This window comes from Actinomycetota bacterium (genome assembly GCA_030776625.1).
Taxonomy (GTDB): Bacteria; Actinomycetota; CADDZG01; order CADDZG01; family WHSQ01; genus MB1-2.
Genome location: JALYHL010000004.1, coordinates 157,762 through 175,160 on the forward strand (window position 1 = coordinate 157,762; position 17,399 = coordinate 175,160).

Sequence of the window (17,399 nt, forward strand, 5' to 3'; positions counted from 1 at the left end):
GCCTTCCGCAGCCTCAGGGGGAAGGGGTCGGACGCCTCTCTTAGCCGAAGAAGAGGTTCACCTCTCGTTCGGCCGACGCCGGCGAGTCCGAGCCATGCACGATGTTCTCGCCGATCGCCGTGGCGAGGTCGCCGCGGATCGATCCCGGCGTCGCCTCCAGCGGGTTGGTCGCTCCCATGAGCTGGCGCATGCCCGCCACCGCGTCCGGACCTTCGACGACCATCGCAACGACGGGGCCGGAGGTGATGAAGCTGACCAGCTCGCCGAAGAACGGCCGTTCCACGTGCTCCGCGTAGTGCTTCTTGGCCAACGTCTCGTCGATCGTGAAGAGCCTCATCTCGCGGATGTCGTAACCCTTGGCCTCGATCCGCGCGATCACCTCTCCGACAAGGCGGCGGCGAACCCCGTCGGGCTTGACCATGATGAACGTCTGCTGGTTGTCGGGCATTAGTAGACCTACCTCCTGATCGGGTGCGTCAGGACCGTAGCAGGTGGCCCCTCGCCTCCCCCACGACGTAATGCGACCCGGTGATGCAGACGAGGTCGTTGCTCCCGGCCTCGGCGAACGCGGCGGCCAGGGCGCGTTCCACATCCGGGGCGGAGGTCGCGGGGCAGCCGATCTCGGCCGCAGCGGCCTCGAGGGTCTTGGTGGGAGCCGCGCGCGCGATGCGCGGCTCGGTGAAGATGATCGAGCTCGGCACCCGCGTCATCTCCGCGATCATCCCGCGATGATCCTTGTCGACCAGGATGCCGACGACGAACACGACGCGCTCGTAGGCGAAGGCCTCCGCCAGACTCGTCACGAGCGCGGAGACACCCTCCGGGTTGTGCGCGACGTCCAGGATGACGGGGATCCCGTCTTCGCGGCCCGTCTTGATCGGCTCCAGACGCCCTGGAGCCGCGACGCTTGCGAAGCCCTCCGCCACCACCTGGTCGTCCAAGCTCCCAGGCGGAAGGAAGGAGCCGACGGCTTCGAGCGCGATCAGGCCGTTGATCCCTTGATGGCTGCCGTGCAGAGGCAGGAACAGTCCGTGATAGGAGCGGCTGCTGGTGGCGAGCGAGAGATAGCGGCCGCCGAACGCGAGCTTGTTCTCGATCACCGAGAAGTCGCGGTCCAGCACAGAGAGCTCGTTATCGGTTGCGGCATCGCTGATGATCGCCAGCATCGACGGATCGCGTTCGCCGACGACGACGGCGCTACCTCCCTTGATGATGCCTGACTTCTCTTTTGCTATCGAGGCGCGATCACCCAGAAGCTCGGTGTGATCCAGCCCGATGTTCGTGATGACCGCAACCTCGGACTCGATGACGTTCGTCGCGTCCCACAACCCACCCAGCCCCACCTCGACGACGGCGACGTCCACCGGAGTATCGGCGGCCCACAGGAAGAAGAGCGCGGTCATGACCTCGAAATAGGTCAGCCGCTCGCCGAGACGTTCCTCCGTCCCGCTGAGATACGGCGAGAGGTGACCGAATACGTCGCCGAAGGCATCCTCGCTGACGGGCTCTCCGTTCAGGGCAATCCGTTCGGTCATCGAGGTCAAGTGCGGCGACGTGTAGATGCCGACCTTCAAACCCGTCGCCGTCAGCAACGACGACGCGATCCTCGCGACCGAGGTCTTTCCGTTGGTGCCGGTCACGTGGATGGAGGGGAGACGTCTCTCCGGGTGGTCGAGCGAGTCCAGAAGCGCCTCGATCCGGTGGAGCGACGGGGCCATCGACTTCATGGCGTCGATCCCGAGCGCGTTCAGATGCGCCTCGGCGTCCGCGTATGCCATTCAGCCTCCCAGCGTTTCGAGCTGCGACCGTAGCTTGAGGCGGTTCTGCTGGTGCTCTTCCAGCTTCGCTCGCTCCTTAGCCACCACCGCTTCCGGTGCCTTCGCCACGAAGGACTCATTCCGCAGCTTGCCGTCGGCGCGCCGGATCTCCGCCTCCACCTCGACCAGCCTGTCGCGCAGACGCTTGCGCTCCAGCTCCAGATCGACTGCGTCCCCGAGGGCAACGAAGATCTCGATGCCGCTCATGGTGACCGCTCGCGCCGTACCGCCCGCAGATGGGGGCTGGCCGACGAGTGCAAGGTCCTCCAGTCGAGCGAGTGCCATGATCGCGGCAGACATCGCGTCCAGCTCCCCCGCGAACTCGCCGGCGGCGATCGTCACCGACACGCGCTTTCCCTGCGGAATGCCGTGCTCGATCTTCAGCCGGCGGATGGTCGTGACCACATCTTGGACACGCTCGACCTGCCCCTCCACGACCAGGTCGTGCACGCCAGCCGGAGCCGGCCACTCTGCGAGCATGATCGAACCGGTGCCCGGCCGCAGACGCTGCCACAGCTCCTCTGTGATGAACGGCATCACCGGGTGGAGCACCCGCAGGATCCGGTCCAGGACGTGTACGAGGACGGGAGCAGCCGCGTCCGGCCGCAGCTTGGAAAGCTCGATGTACCAGTCACAGAACTCACTCCAGACGAAGCGATAGAGGTCGCGCATCGCCTCACCGAAGTTGTACTCGTGGAGCTGGGCCTCGACCTTCGTCAGGGTGTGGTCCAGCCGCGACAGGATCCAGCGGTCCTCGGTCGCCAGCGAGTCCGCGTCGCCCAGCTCCGGACGCTCATCCCCCAGCGACGTGAGCACGAAGCGCGAGGCGTTCCAGAGCTTGTTCGCGAAGTTCCGAGAGTCCTGGATGCGCTCCTCCGACACCTTCATGTCGTTGCCCGGGATAGAAGCGAACGCGAGGGAGAAACGGAGGGCGTCGGCGCCGTAGCGAGAGATCATGTCGAGCGGGTCGATCACGTTGCCCAGCGATTTCGACATCTTCTTTCCGGCTCCGTCCCGCACGATCCCGTGGATGAACACGTCGCGGAACGGGACGTCGTTCATGAAGTAGAGGCCCGACATCACCATCCGCGCGACCCACAGGTACAAGATCTCGTAGCCGGTGACCATTACGGACGTGGGATAGAAGAAGCTCAGGTCGGGCGTTTCGTCGGGCCATCCGAGTGTCGAGAACGGCCACAACTGCGATGAGAACCACGTGTCCAGTACGTCCGGGTCCTGGTGGATGTCGCGGGACGCGCACGCGACGCAGGCGTCGGGATCTTCCAACGAGGCGAACACCGCGTCACACTCGTCGCAGTACCAGATCGGGATCCGGTGCCCCCACCAGATCTGGCGCGAGATGCACCAGTCACGGATGCTCGCGACCCAGTCCATGTAGGACTTCCCGAACCGCTTTGGCTCGAATCGGATGCGACCTTGCTCGACGACCTCCATCGCCGGCTTCGCCAGCGGCTCCATGCGGACGAACCACTGCAGCGACAGCCACGGCTCCACCTCGGTGTGGCAGCGATAGCAGTGTCCAACCGAGTGGACGTATGGGCGCTCGACTGCGTCGACGAGACCGAGCGCATCCAGCTCCTCTAGAACATCGCGCCGCGCCTCGTAACGATCGAGCCCCGCGAACCTGCCGCCGTTGTCGTTCACGTGCGCGGTCCCATCGAAGATGTTGATCTTCTCTAGCCCCTTTCGCTCCCCCATCTCAAAGTCCAAGGGATCGTGGGCGGGCGTCCCCTTCACCGCGCCGGTTCCAAACTCGGGGTCGACCCCTTCATCCGCGACGATCGGAAGCTCCCGCTCAGGGAAGAAGGGATGCCTGACGCGCTTCCCGACGAAAGCGCTATACCGCTCGTCATCGGGGTGCACGAAGATCCCGGTATCTCCGAGCATGGTTTCCGTGCGCGTCGTCGCCACGGCGATCGAGCCCGAGCCATCGGCGAGCTCGTAGCGAAACGTGACGAGCTCCCCCGCGACGTCTTCGTGCTCGACCTCGATGTCGGACAGCGCGGTCTCGCACCGGGGGCACCAGTTGATGATCCGGTTGCCGCGGTAGATCAGCCCGTCGTCGAACCAGCGGACGAAGACGGTACGCACGGCGCGCGACAGCCCCTCGTCCATAGTGAAGCGCTCGCGCGTCCAGTCGCAGGCATCTCCCAGCTGACGCATCTGGTCGAGGATCCGGCCCCCGTACTCGTGCTTCCACTCCCACACCCGTTCGACGAAGGCGTCACGGCCCAATTCGTGCCTGTCGCTGCCTTCCTTCTTCAGCTCACGTTCGACCACGTTCTGCGTGGCGATACCTGCGTGGTCGGTTCCGGGCAGCCACAGCGCCTCTTTCCCCTGCATCCGCGCGCGCCGCGTGAGCGCATCCATCAGCGTGTGTCCCAGGGCATGGCCGATATGGAGGGCACCCGTGACGTTGGGAGGTGGAAGGACGATCGTGTACGGGTCCTTCGCGCTTTCGGCGTCCGCCCGGAAGAGCTCTTGTTTCTCCCACTCCTCGTACCAGCGACGCTCGATCTCGTGGGGCTGATACGCCTTGGGCAACTCCGCCGTCATGGAACCCCGATGACGAATCTCCGCACGACCTCATCATCGTCGGTGCGCGAACCGGCGACGATGTAGCCGAACGGCTCGAGGTACGGCCTCACTTCCTCTTCGTAGGTGGGATCGATCTGACCGCTGAAACTCATCATCGCTTCTGCGAAAGCCTGCGCCGCGTCTACATCGACGAAGAAACCTGCATCGAAGTCAGATCCAAGCTCGTCACTTGCCCGAACGAACGACTCGGCCTCCGCAAGAGGCTGCTCGGGTGTGACCGCCTGCTGGGTCGCAGATTGGCCGTAAGTGATCACAAGCCGTTCGCCACCGAGAAAGTAAACGGGTGCGGGCATCCCCGGAGCCTGCATGCTGAACCCCTCCAGATCTCCTTCCGAGGTGGGTCTGGGTTGGATACCTTGCTGCGTCAGCATGCGTTCAGCCGTGTCTAGAAGAGCACTCGTCTTGTCCGCATCACTGGACTCGACGACCAAGCCGCCACCTAGCTCCTGAAGGTTCGTCCCCTGCACGAAGAGTCCAGCGTCACCCATCCACGACAGCACGTCCTCCTCGAGATCGAGGCCCGTCTGAGAGGTGAAGGCCGATTCGATCTGATCCCGGTTGAAGCCTGGGAAGTCGGCAAACAGCTCGAGCGACTCCGTGACTAGGCCTCCGACATCGGGAACCCCGAACGCCGCCCAAGACTCCCCCGGAAGAGTGAGCAACAATCCCGGCCCCGTGAAGGAGCTGAACCCGGCGAACGGACCTTCGGTAGGCGATCCTCCAGAGTTCTCGAAGCCGATCGAGTCCGAAGTGACGTACGCCACTCCGGCCCAGGGCGGCAGGTCCCCGAAGTCAAGGTTGTCAAAGATCGCCCGGTCTTCGGGCGTCATCTGTGGGTCCTGCTCGATCAACGACAACAGCGCATTCGAATCCGCGTAGAACAACCCGAGCCACTCATCGCGCAGGCTGTCGGTGGCGTCCAAGAACTTCTCCGAGTCCTGCAGCGACTCGCCGTCACGGGCATCAATCGAAGCTTTGATCGCTTCTTCAGTCCCGCCGACGAGGAAGCCGTCCAGGAAAACGAAGGCGGCCGGCTCCTCGGGGTCATCGACGACTTCATAGGTCGTGCCCTTGTATTCGCGCTCGACTATCTCTGCTTCGGGGTCCTCTTCCTGCTGGACCCGATCGATGAAGTCCCTCAGAGCGTCGTCGTCCTTGCTCTCGATCAGGATCCCGAAGTTGGGGAGCTCGGGAGGTCCGCCCGGCATGATGAACCCGCCGATCTGATCCCCCAGCCAGGGCTCGATGTCTTCTTCGTAAGAGAGACCCTCTTTGCCGAGCTGCTCATCCAAGAGCTCGATCAACTTGTTCAGCGCGTCGTCGGTGTTCTCGACGCCCGGGAACTTCTGGAGCAGATCGTCCAGCGCCATCTTCTGATCGTTGGATGGTCGAATGAAAACGTTCCCGTACAAGATCGAGCTCTTCGGAACCAGCCCGATGGCTTCGTCCTCGGCGGGAGCCATGAATCGCACATAAGCGACTGCCGCACCCGCGACGAGGACCAGCGCTGCAACCGTAAGAAGTAATGGCTTCGTCTTCATCGGCGACCTCCTCGGGGATCAGGGCACAGGGATACTAGGAGAGGGAAGGAGGAACGGAGCGGAGGAAGTGGTTCAGGCAGAGCGTTCGCGCGCGGGGCGCTCTGGGCGCTCCTTGGCACGCGGTACCAGAGTCGGGTTTACCCGCTCGAGCACTACCTCGCGATTGATGATGCACTTGCCGATGTTCTCTTGGCTCGGCAGGTCGTACATCACGTTCAGGAGTACCTCTTCGAGGATCGCGCGCAGCCCTCTAGCGCCGGTGCCCCGCAGCATCGATTGCTCGGCCACGGCCTCCAGCGCGTCGATGGTGAAGTCGAGCTCGACGCCGTCGAACTCGAAGAACTTCTTGTATTGCTTGATCAGCGCGTTCTTGGGCTCCGTCAAGATCTCGACCAACGCGTCCTTGTCGAGGTTGTGCACGTGCGTGATGACCGGGAGCCGTCCGATGAACTCGGGGATCAGCCCGAACTTCAGCAGATCCTCCGGCAACACGTGTTCGAGGATCGTGCCCAGGTCCTTCTGCTCCATCTTGCGAACGTCCGCGCCGAAGCCGACGCCCTTCCGACCGATCCGGCTCTCGATGATCCGCTCGAGGCCTGCGAACGCCCCGCCGCAGATGAAGAGGACGTTCGTGGTGTCGATCTGGATGAACTCCTGGTGCGGGTGCTTGCGGCCCCCCTGCGGAGGAACGCTGGCGGTGGTGCCCTCGAGGATCTTCAACAGGGCCTGTTGCACGCCCTCACCCGAAACGTCGCGCGTGATCGACGGGTTCTCGGACTTGCGCGCGATCTTGTCGACCTCGTCGATGTAGATGATCCCGGTCTCGGCGCGCTTCACGTCGTAGTCCGCCGCTTGGATCAGCTTCAGCAAGATGTTCTCGACGTCCTCGCCCACGTACCCGGCCTCGGTGAGCGCGGTCGCGTCCGCGATCGCGAACGGCACGTTCAGCATCCGCGCGAGCGTCTGGGCGAGAAGCGTCTTACCGCAGCCGGTCGGACCGAGCAGAACGATGTTCGACTTGGCGAGCTCGACGTCCCCGTCGGTCGCCGCGCCGACCTGGATGCGCTTGTAGTGGTTGTAGACCGCGACCGAAAGAACCTTCTTCGCTTGCTCCTGACCGACGATGTAATCGTTCAGGAACTCGTAGATCTCTTTCGGCTTCGGCAGGTCCTCGAGCTTGAGCTCGGGGCTCTCCGACAGCTCCTCTTCGATGATCTCGTTGCAGAGGTCGATGCATTCGTCACAGATGTAGACGCCGGGCCCGGCGATCAACTTCTTGACCTGCTTCTGCGACTTGCCGCAGAAGGAACACTTCAAAAGGTCGCCGCCGTCACCGAACTTCGGCACTATCTAGCCCCCCTACGCCTCGGGATTCTCTGCCGGAGAAGTCTCAACCTCACGCGCGACGCGGCCGACCTCACCGGGAAGCAGCGCGCCGTTGCCGGCCTTCTTCTCCGCTAGAGACCGGCTGCTGATGACCTCGTCGACGATGCCGTACGACTTGGCGTCTTCCGCCGTCATGAAGCGGTCGCGGTCGATGTCTTTCTCGACCTGCTCGTAGTCCTTGCCGGTGTGCTCAGCGATGATCTCGGCCATCCGCTTGCGCAGCGAGAGGACCTCTTTCGCGTGGATCTCGATGTCGGTTGGAGTGCCCGAGAAACCGGCGGATCCTTGGTGGATCATGATCTTCGAGTTCGGAAGCGAGTATCGCTTTCCCTGCGCGCCGCCGAGTAGCAGGATCGCGCCCATCGACATCGCCATCCCGACGCAGATCGTCGAGACGTCGGGCTTGATGTACTGCATCGTGTCGTAGATCGCCATACCCGCGTAGACCATCCCGCCGGGCGAGTTGATGTAGAGGCTGATGTCTTTGTCGGGGTCTTCCGACTCGAGGTGCAACATCTGCGCAACGATGAGGTTCGCGACCTGGTCGTCGACCGGCGTCCCGAGGAAAACGATCCGCTCTTTGAGGAGCCGGGAGTAGATGTCGAACGAGCGCTCACCACGACTCGTCTGCTCGACGACCATGGGAACGAGGTAGTTGCGGTAAGCGTCGTTCATCTGCTGTGAGCCCTCCATTCCAACCCCTGCGTCCCCCCACTATGAATCATCGGTCACCCTGCCGGTCACATTGATGGAGCGAACCACGTAGTCAAGGGCTTTCCGTCGCATGATATCGGCGGCGACGGCCCCTACCCGGCCGGAATCAACCAGGTTCTGAGCCACTTCCTTCGGGTCCCGCTGAGCCTGGGCTGCCGCCAGGGCGACCTCCCGTCCGAGTTCCTCTTCCGAGACATCGATGGCCTCGCGTCTCGCGATCTCTTCCAGCAACAGCTCGGCCACGACCGAACGTGAGGCCTGCTCCCGGACGTCTCTGCGGATCTCTAACTCGGTGAGCTGCACCTGCGCGCCATAAGCATCCAGCGTCAGACCCGCCCGCTGCAGGTCGCGCTCCAGATGCTGCAGACGATGCTCGAACTCGCTCTCGACGAGCTTGTCCGGTGGGGTCAGATCGGCTGCCTCGACCAGGGCGTTCAGAGCGCGCGTCCTCAGCTCGTCCTCGCTCATGCGCTCTTTGACCGTCGCCAACCGGGCGCGCACGTCCTCTTTAAGGTCGTCCAGCGAGTCGAACTCGCCGACGGTCTTCGCGAACTCGTCGTCAACCGGCGGCAGCTTCTTGGTCTTCACCTCTTTCACCAGCACCGTGAACGAGACATCGTCGGTGCTCGAGTGATCGTGGTCCGCCTCGTCGCCGTGGTGGATATGAACCTGGTCGGTGAACTTCAAGATGGCGCCGGGCCGCGTGCCTTCGAGCTGTTCGTCGAGCTTCGGAGGCCCTGCGCGGGAGCCAACCTCGTAGAGGAAGTCCGGCGCCGACAACCCCTCCACCAACTCGTCGTGCCGATAGCCCTTCAGATCGATCAGCACGTGGTCCCCCCGCCGCGCCTCACGCCCTACGGACTCGAGCTCCGCGAAGCGGTCCCGAAGGCGTTCCAGTTGCTCGTCCAGGTCGTCATCCGTCACCTCCGACGGAGGCGCCTCGACCTCTATCGCGGTGAGGTCTGGGACTTGCACCTCCGGACGAATGTCGACGGTCGCCTCGAAGATCAACGGCGATCCAGCTTCGAACTCGACGACGTCGATCTCGGGCGGAGCGATGGGCTCCAGAGCCTCGGCATCGAGAGCGTCCCGATAGAGCTGCGGCAGCGCCTCTTGCAGTGCTTCCTCTCGCACGGTGTCGGCGCCGACGCGCGCATCGATCATCTGGCGCGGGACCTTTCCGCGCCGGAAGCCGGGTATGCGGATCTCGTTCGACCACTTGCGATACACCGCGTCCATCGCGGGCTTGAGCGCGGCCTCCGGCACCTCCACCCGAAGCTTCACGCGGTCCTTCTCAAGCTGTTTGGTCGTGGTCTGGAGGGCCGTTGCCATGAGTCACGCATCCTAGCTGCGGGGTGTGTACGAAAGGAGGTGCTCGGCGCGCAGGCAGGGTTTCGGTTGTCGCCAGCGAAGACTCTTTGGACCAAGCCGTGGCCGAGCGCCAGGTTGGGAGCCGCGAACCGCGCTAGGCGGACGAAAGTGGGGATGGCGGCTCGCGACTCCCAATCTGGTTCCCGCTACTTTGCTTGCTTTCCTATCGTAGCGAACGCGAAGGGTAACGCGTCTACGCCGCTACAGATTCTGATCCGATGACAGATGTCGACGGCCCGCGCGCCGGAGGGTGCGATGCTTGCAGCTTCGGGGCGTAGCGCAGCTTGGTTAGCGCGCGTGCTTTGGGAGCACGAGGTCGCCGGTTCGAATCCGGCCGCCCCGACGCTGCGAAGGGTCAGTCGTCCTCGCCCGCGTCTTCCTCTGCTTTCGCGGTTTCGGGCGGAAGGGCCTTCTCGGGCTTGGGTGAAACGGCTTTCTCCGGCTTCGAGCTAACGGGCTCCGGCGGAGCGGCTTTGTCCGGCTTCGAGTCGACGGGCGCCGGCGGAGCGGCTTTGTCCGGCTTCGAGTCGACGGGCTCCGGCGGAGCGGCTTGCTGGCTGCTGGACTTAACCTGCTTGGGCGGCTTCGGAGAAGACGCCTGATCGCGGTCCTCCTCATCCTCCTCCTCGGCCTCGTCGTCGCCCCCTGCCTCGCCGTCATCTTCATCATCCTCGTCGTGCGAAGGCTTGGACGGCTTCGGTGCCTTCCCCGGCTTCGACGGCCTGCCCTCGCCCTCTTCTTCGTCGTCTCCGCCGGACGCTTGGTCGTCGTCACCGCCCGACGCTTCGTCGTCGTCTCCGCCCGACGCTTCGTCGTCGTCTCCGTCCGTCTCCCCATCGTCTTCGTCTTCGTTCGGTTCGTCGACCTCACCCTCATCGGTCTCATCCCCACCATTCGGCGACCCGTCGTCGTCGAGATCCACCGGCCCACGCGAGCCGTCGCCGTCGTCTCCTCGCGCTCCGCCGTCGCCGGGCCGCGCGGCGTCGGTGCCGAGGGTGACACCGCGACCGTCTCCGCTGCCCACGTCTCCGTCGGCGGAGTCCAAGCCTTGATCGACACGGCCAGAGAGCACCAGCGGCTCGATCGGCCCGTCCAGGCCCACCACATCCTGGGGTCCACCAGAAGCGGAGTTAGTGGCCCCCCCGGGCAGCGCTTCATCGCGATCGCGCAGCGGGTCGGTGAGAGCAAAGGCCGTCTCGGTCAGCGCGGCCGCTCCATTCCCGACCCTCTGGACCAGGTCCGGGACCGCAATCGTGGCGGCAAGAAAGACGGCGGCAGCCACGCAGGCGGCGATCACCACCATTGGGACGAGGCCGAGGCGCTTGACGAACAACCTCGCACCCCGCCCCGGACGCTGAGGAGAGGGAAGGACCATGCTTAAGCCTCGTCTCGCTGCCTGCGCGACCGAGCCGTTACGACGGAGCCGGCTCCTATCAGGCCCGCCGCCACCAGGACGAAGATCGCGACGTCACCGCCGGTGAATGGAAGAACTCCCGGCTGCGCCTCCGAGGCGGGGAGCGCCTCCGCCCCGTCGTCGGAGAACCGGATCCCCCGAACCGTCGGCTCCTCGTTCGGAGTGCCCTTGTCGCGATCGAGCCGGGTCGGCAGCACCTTCGGCTTCCCGTTGCCGTAAGGGTCTTTCTGGGCGACTGCGGTGCCCGTCATCATGCTCACCAACAGGATGGCGGCTAGCGCCGAAACAACCACCACGAGAGCGACGCGCGGCGCGGTACGGGTTCGTCTGTCCATCATTCGACCTCCTGCTTCTTTGCCAACGTCGGAATCGTCTTCACCATGATCTTGATGTCTTGCCACATGGACCAGTTGTCGATGTAGTAGTTGTCGAGTGCAGCTCGATCCTCGATCGACGTATCGCCGCGCAGGCCGTGGATCTGTGACCACCCTGTGACCCCGGCAGGCAAGCGGTGACGGTCGTTGTAGTTGGGGTACAGCTCACCGAACCGCTCTGCGAAAAACGGCCGCTCCGGCCGCGGTCCGACCAACGACATGTCGCCCCTCAGAACGTTCAGAAGCTGGGGCACTTCGTCCAGGCCGGTGTCTCGCAGGAAGGCTCCGACGCGAGTGATCCTGGCGGTGTCCGCCCGCCATTCCGTCTGATTCGTTAGATCGTCACACACCCGCATGGTTCGGAACTTGAGCAGGTCGAACGACTCACCGTGACGGCCGATCCGGCGCTGCCTGAAGAAGAGAGGACGACCGGACTCCATGAGTACAGCGGCGGCTATCACCGCAAACACGGGCGCCAACAGGAACAGACCCAAAGCAGCTCCCAGCCTGTCGACGGCGCATTTAAGCATCCACTCCGGCCGAGAAGGCGCGGGAGACGCTACCTTGAACATGGGGTATCCCCAGAGGTGCTCCGATGTGCGGTTGCAGCCGCCGAGCTCGAATAAGCGTGGGACTATCCAGACATGCGCGCCCTGGTCCGCCGCAGCACGGACCGCGCGGATCGTGTCGGCCGCGCGCTGTGAGCTGAAGGCAACGATCACGTTCTGTACCTCATGAGAGGAAACGAGCGTTCTCAGGTCTTCGATCCGGCCGAGTATCCGAGTTCCGAGAGCCCCAGGATCCAGCTTGGGATCGTCATCTACAACCCCGATCACTTCCATCCCGTATTCCCTGCGCTCCGCCAGGGCCGAGATGATCCGGCGCGCGACGTCGCCGCCCCCGACGATCACCGTGCTGTTCGGTCGGGTGGCCCTGAGACCTCTCACCCCCGCGTAGGTTGCGGCCCGCCCGGCCACCAGCAGGGGCGCGACGACGAGGCCCGTCTGGAACGCGTTTTCGATCCGGCCCACGCCGGTAAGGGTCGTGACCGCCGCCACCGCGCCGAACGCCAGCAGCGCCCGTCGCAAGATGTTCGAGGAATCGTCTACGGCACTGGGGCGGAGGGGCCGGGACGTCAGCTCGGGTCGTACCTGCAGGGCAAGCAGAACGAGAAGAAACATCGCCACGGACGGCTCGAAGCGGCCTAAAGCCACGCGGCTGAACACGAGCGCCGAGAGAAGGATCAGGTGGTCGCCCAGGGAGGGCAGCGCGACCGGAAGCCACCGCGCCCAGCCGCCAAGCCAGGGAACACCGGCGACCGTGCGCTGCGCTGGGATCGTGTACTGATCGTGCGGCGGAGACATGTGCCCGGGTCTTCTTTCTCTAGGTGAGGCTGGTTCCGGGCGACTTCGCTACCCGCTGTGACCTCGCGACTACGAATTCGCTTCGGACCGGTGCGATTCCTCCCCGCCAAAGGGATTATTTCACTCAAATTGGTCGAAAGTCCACCCTGATGGGGGGCCTCCGCCCAGAACGGGCAAACCGCCCCCCTGGTTTAGAAAAGAGGCTCGTTCCAGAACCGCCGCACGCGGCTCCACACCGACGCCAGCCCGGTACGCAGATCCGGCCTCGCGCTCACCTCGAGGCTCCTGTCCCACGTCGTCCTGATGGGCCCGGCGACGGGCTCCCCGTCGGGACCGGTGACGCTCCACCCCTCCGGCGCGGTCAGCTCCAGCGCGATCTGGGCATCCCGAGCAAGCGGCTGCGGGCGCAAGCGCAGAGTCAACCCCCCATCCGCTACCGGAAGCGAGTAGTCGGCGCGCAGCGAAGCGCTTCCTCCTCTAGGAACCTTCACGAAGACCCCTAGAGATTGCTGGCCTTCCTCACGCTCGACCCGGAACTCGACCGCGCGCCCGTCGAGGGTTACCGCCTCCACCGAAGCAACATCGGGAAGATAGAGCTCCGCGTAAGACCGAGCCAGGCCATATGGCTCCCCCGCGACATACTCACCAAGCCCCTCGGGTGCAAAGTTGACGAACCGCACCCGCGTTGCGCAGCGGGCCGAGTCCGCGTTCAGCTCGCAGCGTTGCTCGACGTGTCGCTCTATCCAGAAATCGAGCTTCGTTCCCTCCCCATCGGGCGACCCGAGGTTCTGCTGCGTCACCCCGACCGCATAGCTGCCGTCGCGTACGCTCAACTCGCCCGTGACGCCGAGCTCCTCGAGAACACGCTGCTCTCCCTCCACGAACGACACGAACCGCAGATGTCCCCCCGCAACCGCCTCACCGAGGAGCTCGAGCCGTTCTCCTCGCAGGCCTCCGGAGCTGAGCTTGGAGAAGACGGCGCGGCCGGACTCCAGCAATGCCTGTCTTCTTCGCTCTTGATCTTCGAAGCGTGAGTACACGTCGGAGAGAACGAACTCCGCGAGCTCGTCGCTGGAGATGGTTAGCTCCAGCTTCTCGATGGCGACGGGCGCGTCGGGGTCGGCTAGAGCCGCGATCCCGTGCGGGTCCGCCACGATCGCGCCCTCGGTAGCGACCCCCGTCTTCTTGCGGTAGAGCCGTGTCGCTACTCGAGCCACGTCGGGAACGTCGGGCGAGTACGTGGCGTTCAACCACAACGTGGTGTTCGCCTTGTAGACCCCGAAGCGGCGTTCGTAATCCTCAGGAGCCGGGACGCGCTCGGGGGGGTCGTCACGAAGAGCGTGAACCGAGTGAAATTCGCCGAGGCGCAGCCGTCCCTCTTCGATCTTGAGCTCGCCGACGCCCGACAGCACCCCTCCTGCACCCCGCAGCTCAGCATTGTTGATGAGAAGAACGAGATAGCTGCGCGGCTCGTTAAGCCCGAAGAGCTCGGGCGACCGCTCCAAGAGCTCAGCTGCGTTGGCGGCGGTCTCGGAGAGACGGCCATAACGGCGGCTCAGCGCGTCCACCTGCTCCCATACCCCAGGCAATAACCACCCGTTGCGTGCCGCGCGTGCCGCCTCCGCAAACTCTGCCAGCGCCTGCACCTCGCGTTCCAGGGGTGCTCGTAGCTCTTGAAGAGCGTCGACATCGACGACCCCACGACGGAGGAGCCCCGACTCCTCGACCTCGTCCAGAGCCGCGTCGAGGTCGAGCGCCGCATCCAGAACGGGCCTGGCCGACGTGCTCAGGGCGCGAGCGGCATCGATGTTCTGTCTCGCCACAGGTACAAGGCGAAGAGCTTTCGAGGGTAGAGAAGAAAGGTGCTCGCTGGCGCGGAGGAAATGGGATCGCGCCTCTAGCACGCTGCTTCGTTCGAGCGCATCGAGAGACACCGCGGATAGAACCGCCCGCGCTTGCAGCAACTCACGTCCGGCGGTAAGACCTACGTAGAGGGACAGAAGCGCGACCACCGCGATGATGACACCGGCGCCCAGGACGATCCTCTTCATCGGCGCGTAACCAGGCCTCGTGGGAGTATCGGCGGTTCCCGATGGCCACCATCCTGCACGTCTCCCAGCCTGTGGAGGAGGGGGTCGGTCGTTACGTGGCGACGGTATGTGCGGGGCTGCAGCAGCTCGGATGGTCCGTCCACGTCGCCAGTCCGAGCCGGGGGCTGTGGGCCGACCAAGACCCGCCGCTGTGGAGCTTCCTGCGCGGCTCCGGCGTCGAGATCCACGAGTGGAAGGCGGTCCGGTCGCTCGGTCCACAGCTCCTGCGAGAGACGAGAGATCTCGCATCGATAGTGAGACGGATCGACCCGGCCCTCGTCCATCTCCACAGCGCGAAGGCAGGCCTCGCGGGAAGGCTCGTTCGACCGGTCCGACCGATCGTCTTCCAGCCTCACGCCTGGTCCTTCGATGCCGCGACCGGGCCGCTGCGGACAGCGGCGCTGCTGTGGGAGCGTCACGCCGCGAGGAGGACCGACACCGTCGTTTGCGTCAGCGAAGCCGAGCGCGCTGCCGGGATGCTTGCAGGACTCTCGCCGACATGGGAGCTGATCCCCAACGGCGTGGACCCGAGGGTCTGGACCGAGGCCGACACGGAGGAACGAAGCCGCTGTCGCATGTCTCTGGATATCGATCCCGACACACCCGTCGCGCTCTGTGTCGGACGACCATCGAGACAGAAAGGTCATGACGTGCTGCTCGAGGCGTGGGAGATCGTTGCGAACCGGGCCCCTTCGGCACGGTTGTTCGTCGTCGGCGACGGCCCCGAGCGATCCGCGCTGGCGGCGACAGCCGGTCCCAGCGTCACCTTCGTCGGGAACCGGGAGGACGTACCAGCTTGGCTGGCAGCCGCCAACGTCACGGTCCTTCCATCTCGCTGGGAGGGGATGTCGCTGGCCATGCTGGAGGCGATGGCGCGCGGTCGCAGCGTGGTAACGACGGATGTTTCCGGAGCGCGTGAAGCGATCGGCGACGTCGCCGGTGCGATCGTGCCTATCGAGGACGTGCACGGTCTGGCCGCCGCGCTCATCGCCCGGCTGACCAACGAGGTCTTGGCACAGAAGGAGGGCCGCGCCGGCAGGTCGCGCATAGAGAAGACGTTCAACACGGGCAGGGTCCTGGATCAGCTCGGCGCTCTCTATCGAAGGCTTCTGAGCCCGACGAATCAAGCGTAGTACTGCCCCACCTCGGAGCGCCTGAGCGAGTTCCCTACGGCTCCCAAGACCGGTGCTTTCAAGGCCTCGAGCGCCAGGGCGCCCTCGTGCGCGGGGCCACTCATCGTGCCGGCCCGAACCACCAGGAGAACGCCGGAACCCAAAGTCGTGATCGTTCGACCCTCGTCCGTACCCAACAAGGGAGAGGTGTCGACCACTACGACGTCGTAGAGCGAGCGCGCTGCGTCGAGGAAGTCCGCGAAGTTGCGCGCCACGAGGTCTCCGCCCTCGGGATCCGGAAGGGTTGGGAGCACGGAGAGGTTGTCCAGCCACCCAGTGTGAGCCGATCGCTCCAAGGTGCTCTCGCCTCGCAGCACCGCCGACAATCCACTTTTGGCATCGAGCCCGAAGCGCGCGGCCAGCGTGGGGCGGCGGAGATCGGCATCGACCAAAAGAACCCTCGACCCCAAACGCGCGTACGACTCCGCGAACAGCGCGGCCACCGTTGACTTTCCTTCGCTGTTGGTCGACGAGGTCACCACCAACACGTCGGTCGCAGTCGAGCGATCCTGCGCGAGACGCTCCACGTTCGTTCGGAGGTTCCGGAAGGCCGCGCCCACGGAAGGATCCGCGAGCGCGTCCTCGGGATGCTTTCGCAGGATGCGAGAGCGCGGGATGCGGCCCAACACTGTGTAGCCCGTCAGCTGGTAGATGTCGCGCCACGAGCGAACGCGGGGACGGGCTCGCTCGACCAAGAGAGAGACCGCTATCCCCAGCAGCGCCCCCACGACCAGAGCAACCGCCTCGAAGAGCCGACGCGGCGGCCCCGACGGGGAGGTCGGCTCCAGAGCGGCGACCACGACCTCGCCGGAGACGAGCTCGTCGTCCTGCGAGAGGTCGACCACCTGGTCGGCGTAGGCGTTCGCGGCCTGGGCTGCCAGATCGGGATCGGTCAGAGTCACGACGATGTCGACGTTCCCACTGTCCGCTGCCGGCGCGGCCTCGAGCGCGTCTTCGATGTCGGTCGGGCGAAGACCTATCTCAGTCGCGACCGCGCGCGCCGTTTGAGGTGCTTCGAGGAAGGCCACGTACTTGGGGACGGCGAGGCGGACCGAGTCGGCGTCGGAGCCTTCGACGCCCGGGCGGGGGGAGAACACGACGATGGCCGTGCCCTGGTATTGAGCCGGCAGCGCCTCGACATATAGAGAGGCCCCGACGAAGATCCCGAGCGCGACGATGAGGGCGAGCCTCCACCGCCACCTGAGCGCGTCGAGAAGATCGGGTAGTGCGGTTTGCTCTGGCAGCGTGCCTCCTCTCTGGGACGAATCTTCGCGTGCTGGGACACACCGATCGGGGATCCCCGCTAAACCGACGCCGACATCGGCCGATACATCAGGTGTAGCCAGACGAAAAGGCAAACCCACGGCGACGTGGGGACGCAAAGCTAGGGGCCCGGCACCGGGTAGCCCAGCTGCCGAACTGGGAGGTTCGTGATCACAAGTGCCAGGCTCTGCGCCGTAGTTGCTGCGGCTTCCGTCTTCGCAGCCAGCCTTCTAGCAGGTCCCGCAGCCTTCGCTGCAACGACCGCCTCCTCCAC

Annotated in this window: 13 protein-coding genes, 1 tRNA gene and 1 riboswitch; of the genes, 2 read left to right on the forward strand and 12 right to left on the reverse strand. The window is 64.9% G+C overall.

The annotated features are described in order from the left end of the window. Window positions 1-40: 40 nt before the first annotated feature. The 7 genes from ndk to tig form a co-directional block, all read right to left on the reverse strand. The gene (gene ndk / locus M3N53_08350) at window positions 41-448 is read right to left on the reverse strand and encodes a nucleoside-diphosphate kinase (GenBank protein MDP9068338.1); all 408 of its coding nucleotides are present in this window, start codon (window positions 446-448) and stop codon (window positions 41-43) included. A 28-nt stretch (window positions 449-476) separates the two neighbouring features. After that, window positions 477-1,778 (reverse strand): bifunctional folylpolyglutamate synthase/dihydrofolate synthase, encoded by a 1,302-nt coding sequence (locus tag M3N53_08355; GenBank protein ID MDP9068339.1) that lies wholly within the window; start codon window positions 1,776-1,778, stop codon window positions 477-479. Further along, window positions 1,779-4,394, reverse strand: coding sequence for a valine--tRNA ligase (locus M3N53_08360; protein MDP9068340.1), 2,616 nt, complete (start codon window positions 4,392-4,394; stop codon window positions 1,779-1,781). It lies immediately after the preceding gene. Further along, window positions 4,391-5,977 (reverse strand): DUF3352 domain-containing protein, encoded by a 1,587-nt coding sequence (locus M3N53_08365; protein ID MDP9068341.1) that lies wholly within the window; start codon window positions 5,975-5,977, stop codon window positions 4,391-4,393. The genes M3N53_08360 and M3N53_08365 overlap by 4 nt, the downstream gene beginning before the upstream one ends. Window positions 5,978-6,049: 72 nt before the next feature. Continuing rightward, entirely contained in the window at window positions 6,050-7,324 is a 1,275-nt protein-coding gene (gene clpX, locus M3N53_08370; protein MDP9068342.1) for an ATP-dependent Clp protease ATP-binding subunit ClpX, read from the reverse strand. Window positions 7,325-7,336: 12 nt separating this feature from the next. Next, the gene (gene clpP, locus M3N53_08375; GenBank protein ID MDP9068343.1) at window positions 7,337-8,005 is read right to left on the reverse strand and encodes an ATP-dependent Clp endopeptidase proteolytic subunit ClpP; all 669 of its coding nucleotides are present in this window, start codon (window positions 8,003-8,005) and stop codon (window positions 7,337-7,339) included. Between the two features lie 72 nt (window positions 8,006-8,077). Next, window positions 8,078-9,409: a trigger factor gene (tig, locus tag M3N53_08380; GenBank protein ID MDP9068344.1), complete on the reverse strand. Its 1,332-nt coding sequence runs from the start codon at window positions 9,407-9,409 to the stop codon at window positions 8,078-8,080. Between the two features lie 307 nt (window positions 9,410-9,716). Between tig and M3N53_08385 the strand changes: the two genes are divergently transcribed. Then, a tRNA-Pro gene (locus tag M3N53_08385) sits at window positions 9,717-9,791 on the forward strand. Between the two features lie 12 nt (window positions 9,792-9,803). On the opposite strand, the gene M3N53_08390 is transcribed toward M3N53_08385, so the two are convergent. The 4 genes from M3N53_08390 to M3N53_08405 all read right to left on the reverse strand — a co-directional run bounded on the left by M3N53_08390 (window position 9,804) and on the right by M3N53_08405 (window position 14,651). Then, the gene (locus M3N53_08390; GenBank protein ID MDP9068345.1) at window positions 9,804-10,823 is read right to left on the reverse strand and encodes a hypothetical protein; all 1,020 of its coding nucleotides are present in this window, start codon (window positions 10,821-10,823) and stop codon (window positions 9,804-9,806) included. A 2-nt stretch (window positions 10,824-10,825) separates the two neighbouring features. Next, a complete protein-coding gene (locus M3N53_08395) occupies window positions 10,826-11,197 on the reverse strand; it encodes a hypothetical protein (GenBank protein ID MDP9068346.1) in 372 nt (123 codons plus the stop codon). Beyond that, on the reverse strand, window positions 11,197-12,600 hold the full coding sequence (locus M3N53_08400) for a sugar transferase (GenBank protein ID MDP9068347.1): 1,404 nt from the start codon (window positions 12,598-12,600) through the stop codon (window positions 11,197-11,199). The genes M3N53_08395 and M3N53_08400 overlap by 1 nt, the downstream gene beginning before the upstream one ends. A gap of 191 nt (window positions 12,601-12,791) precedes the next feature. Further along, entirely contained in the window at window positions 12,792-14,651 is a 1,860-nt protein-coding gene (locus tag M3N53_08405) for a DUF4012 domain-containing protein (GenBank protein MDP9068348.1), read from the reverse strand. Between the two features lie 41 nt (window positions 14,652-14,692). Here M3N53_08405 and M3N53_08410 point away from each other — a divergent pair, with 41 nt between their 5' ends. Next, window positions 14,693-15,823, forward strand: a complete 1,131-nt coding sequence (locus tag M3N53_08410) for a glycosyltransferase family 4 protein (GenBank protein ID MDP9068349.1) — start codon at window positions 14,693-14,695, stop codon at window positions 15,821-15,823. Here the strand turns inward: M3N53_08410 and M3N53_08415 are convergent. Further along, window positions 15,814-17,226 carry a hypothetical protein gene (locus M3N53_08415; GenBank protein MDP9068350.1) on the reverse strand — a complete coding sequence of 471 codons (1,413 nt, stop codon included), beginning with the start codon at window positions 17,224-17,226 and terminating at the stop codon, window positions 15,814-15,816. The two genes, M3N53_08410 and M3N53_08415, sit on opposite strands and share 10 nt — an antisense overlap. Beyond that, window positions 17,206-17,281, forward strand: a riboswitch (cyclic di-GMP riboswitch). Its footprint overlaps the gene before it by 21 nt. Window positions 17,282-17,399: the final 118 nt, after the last annotated feature.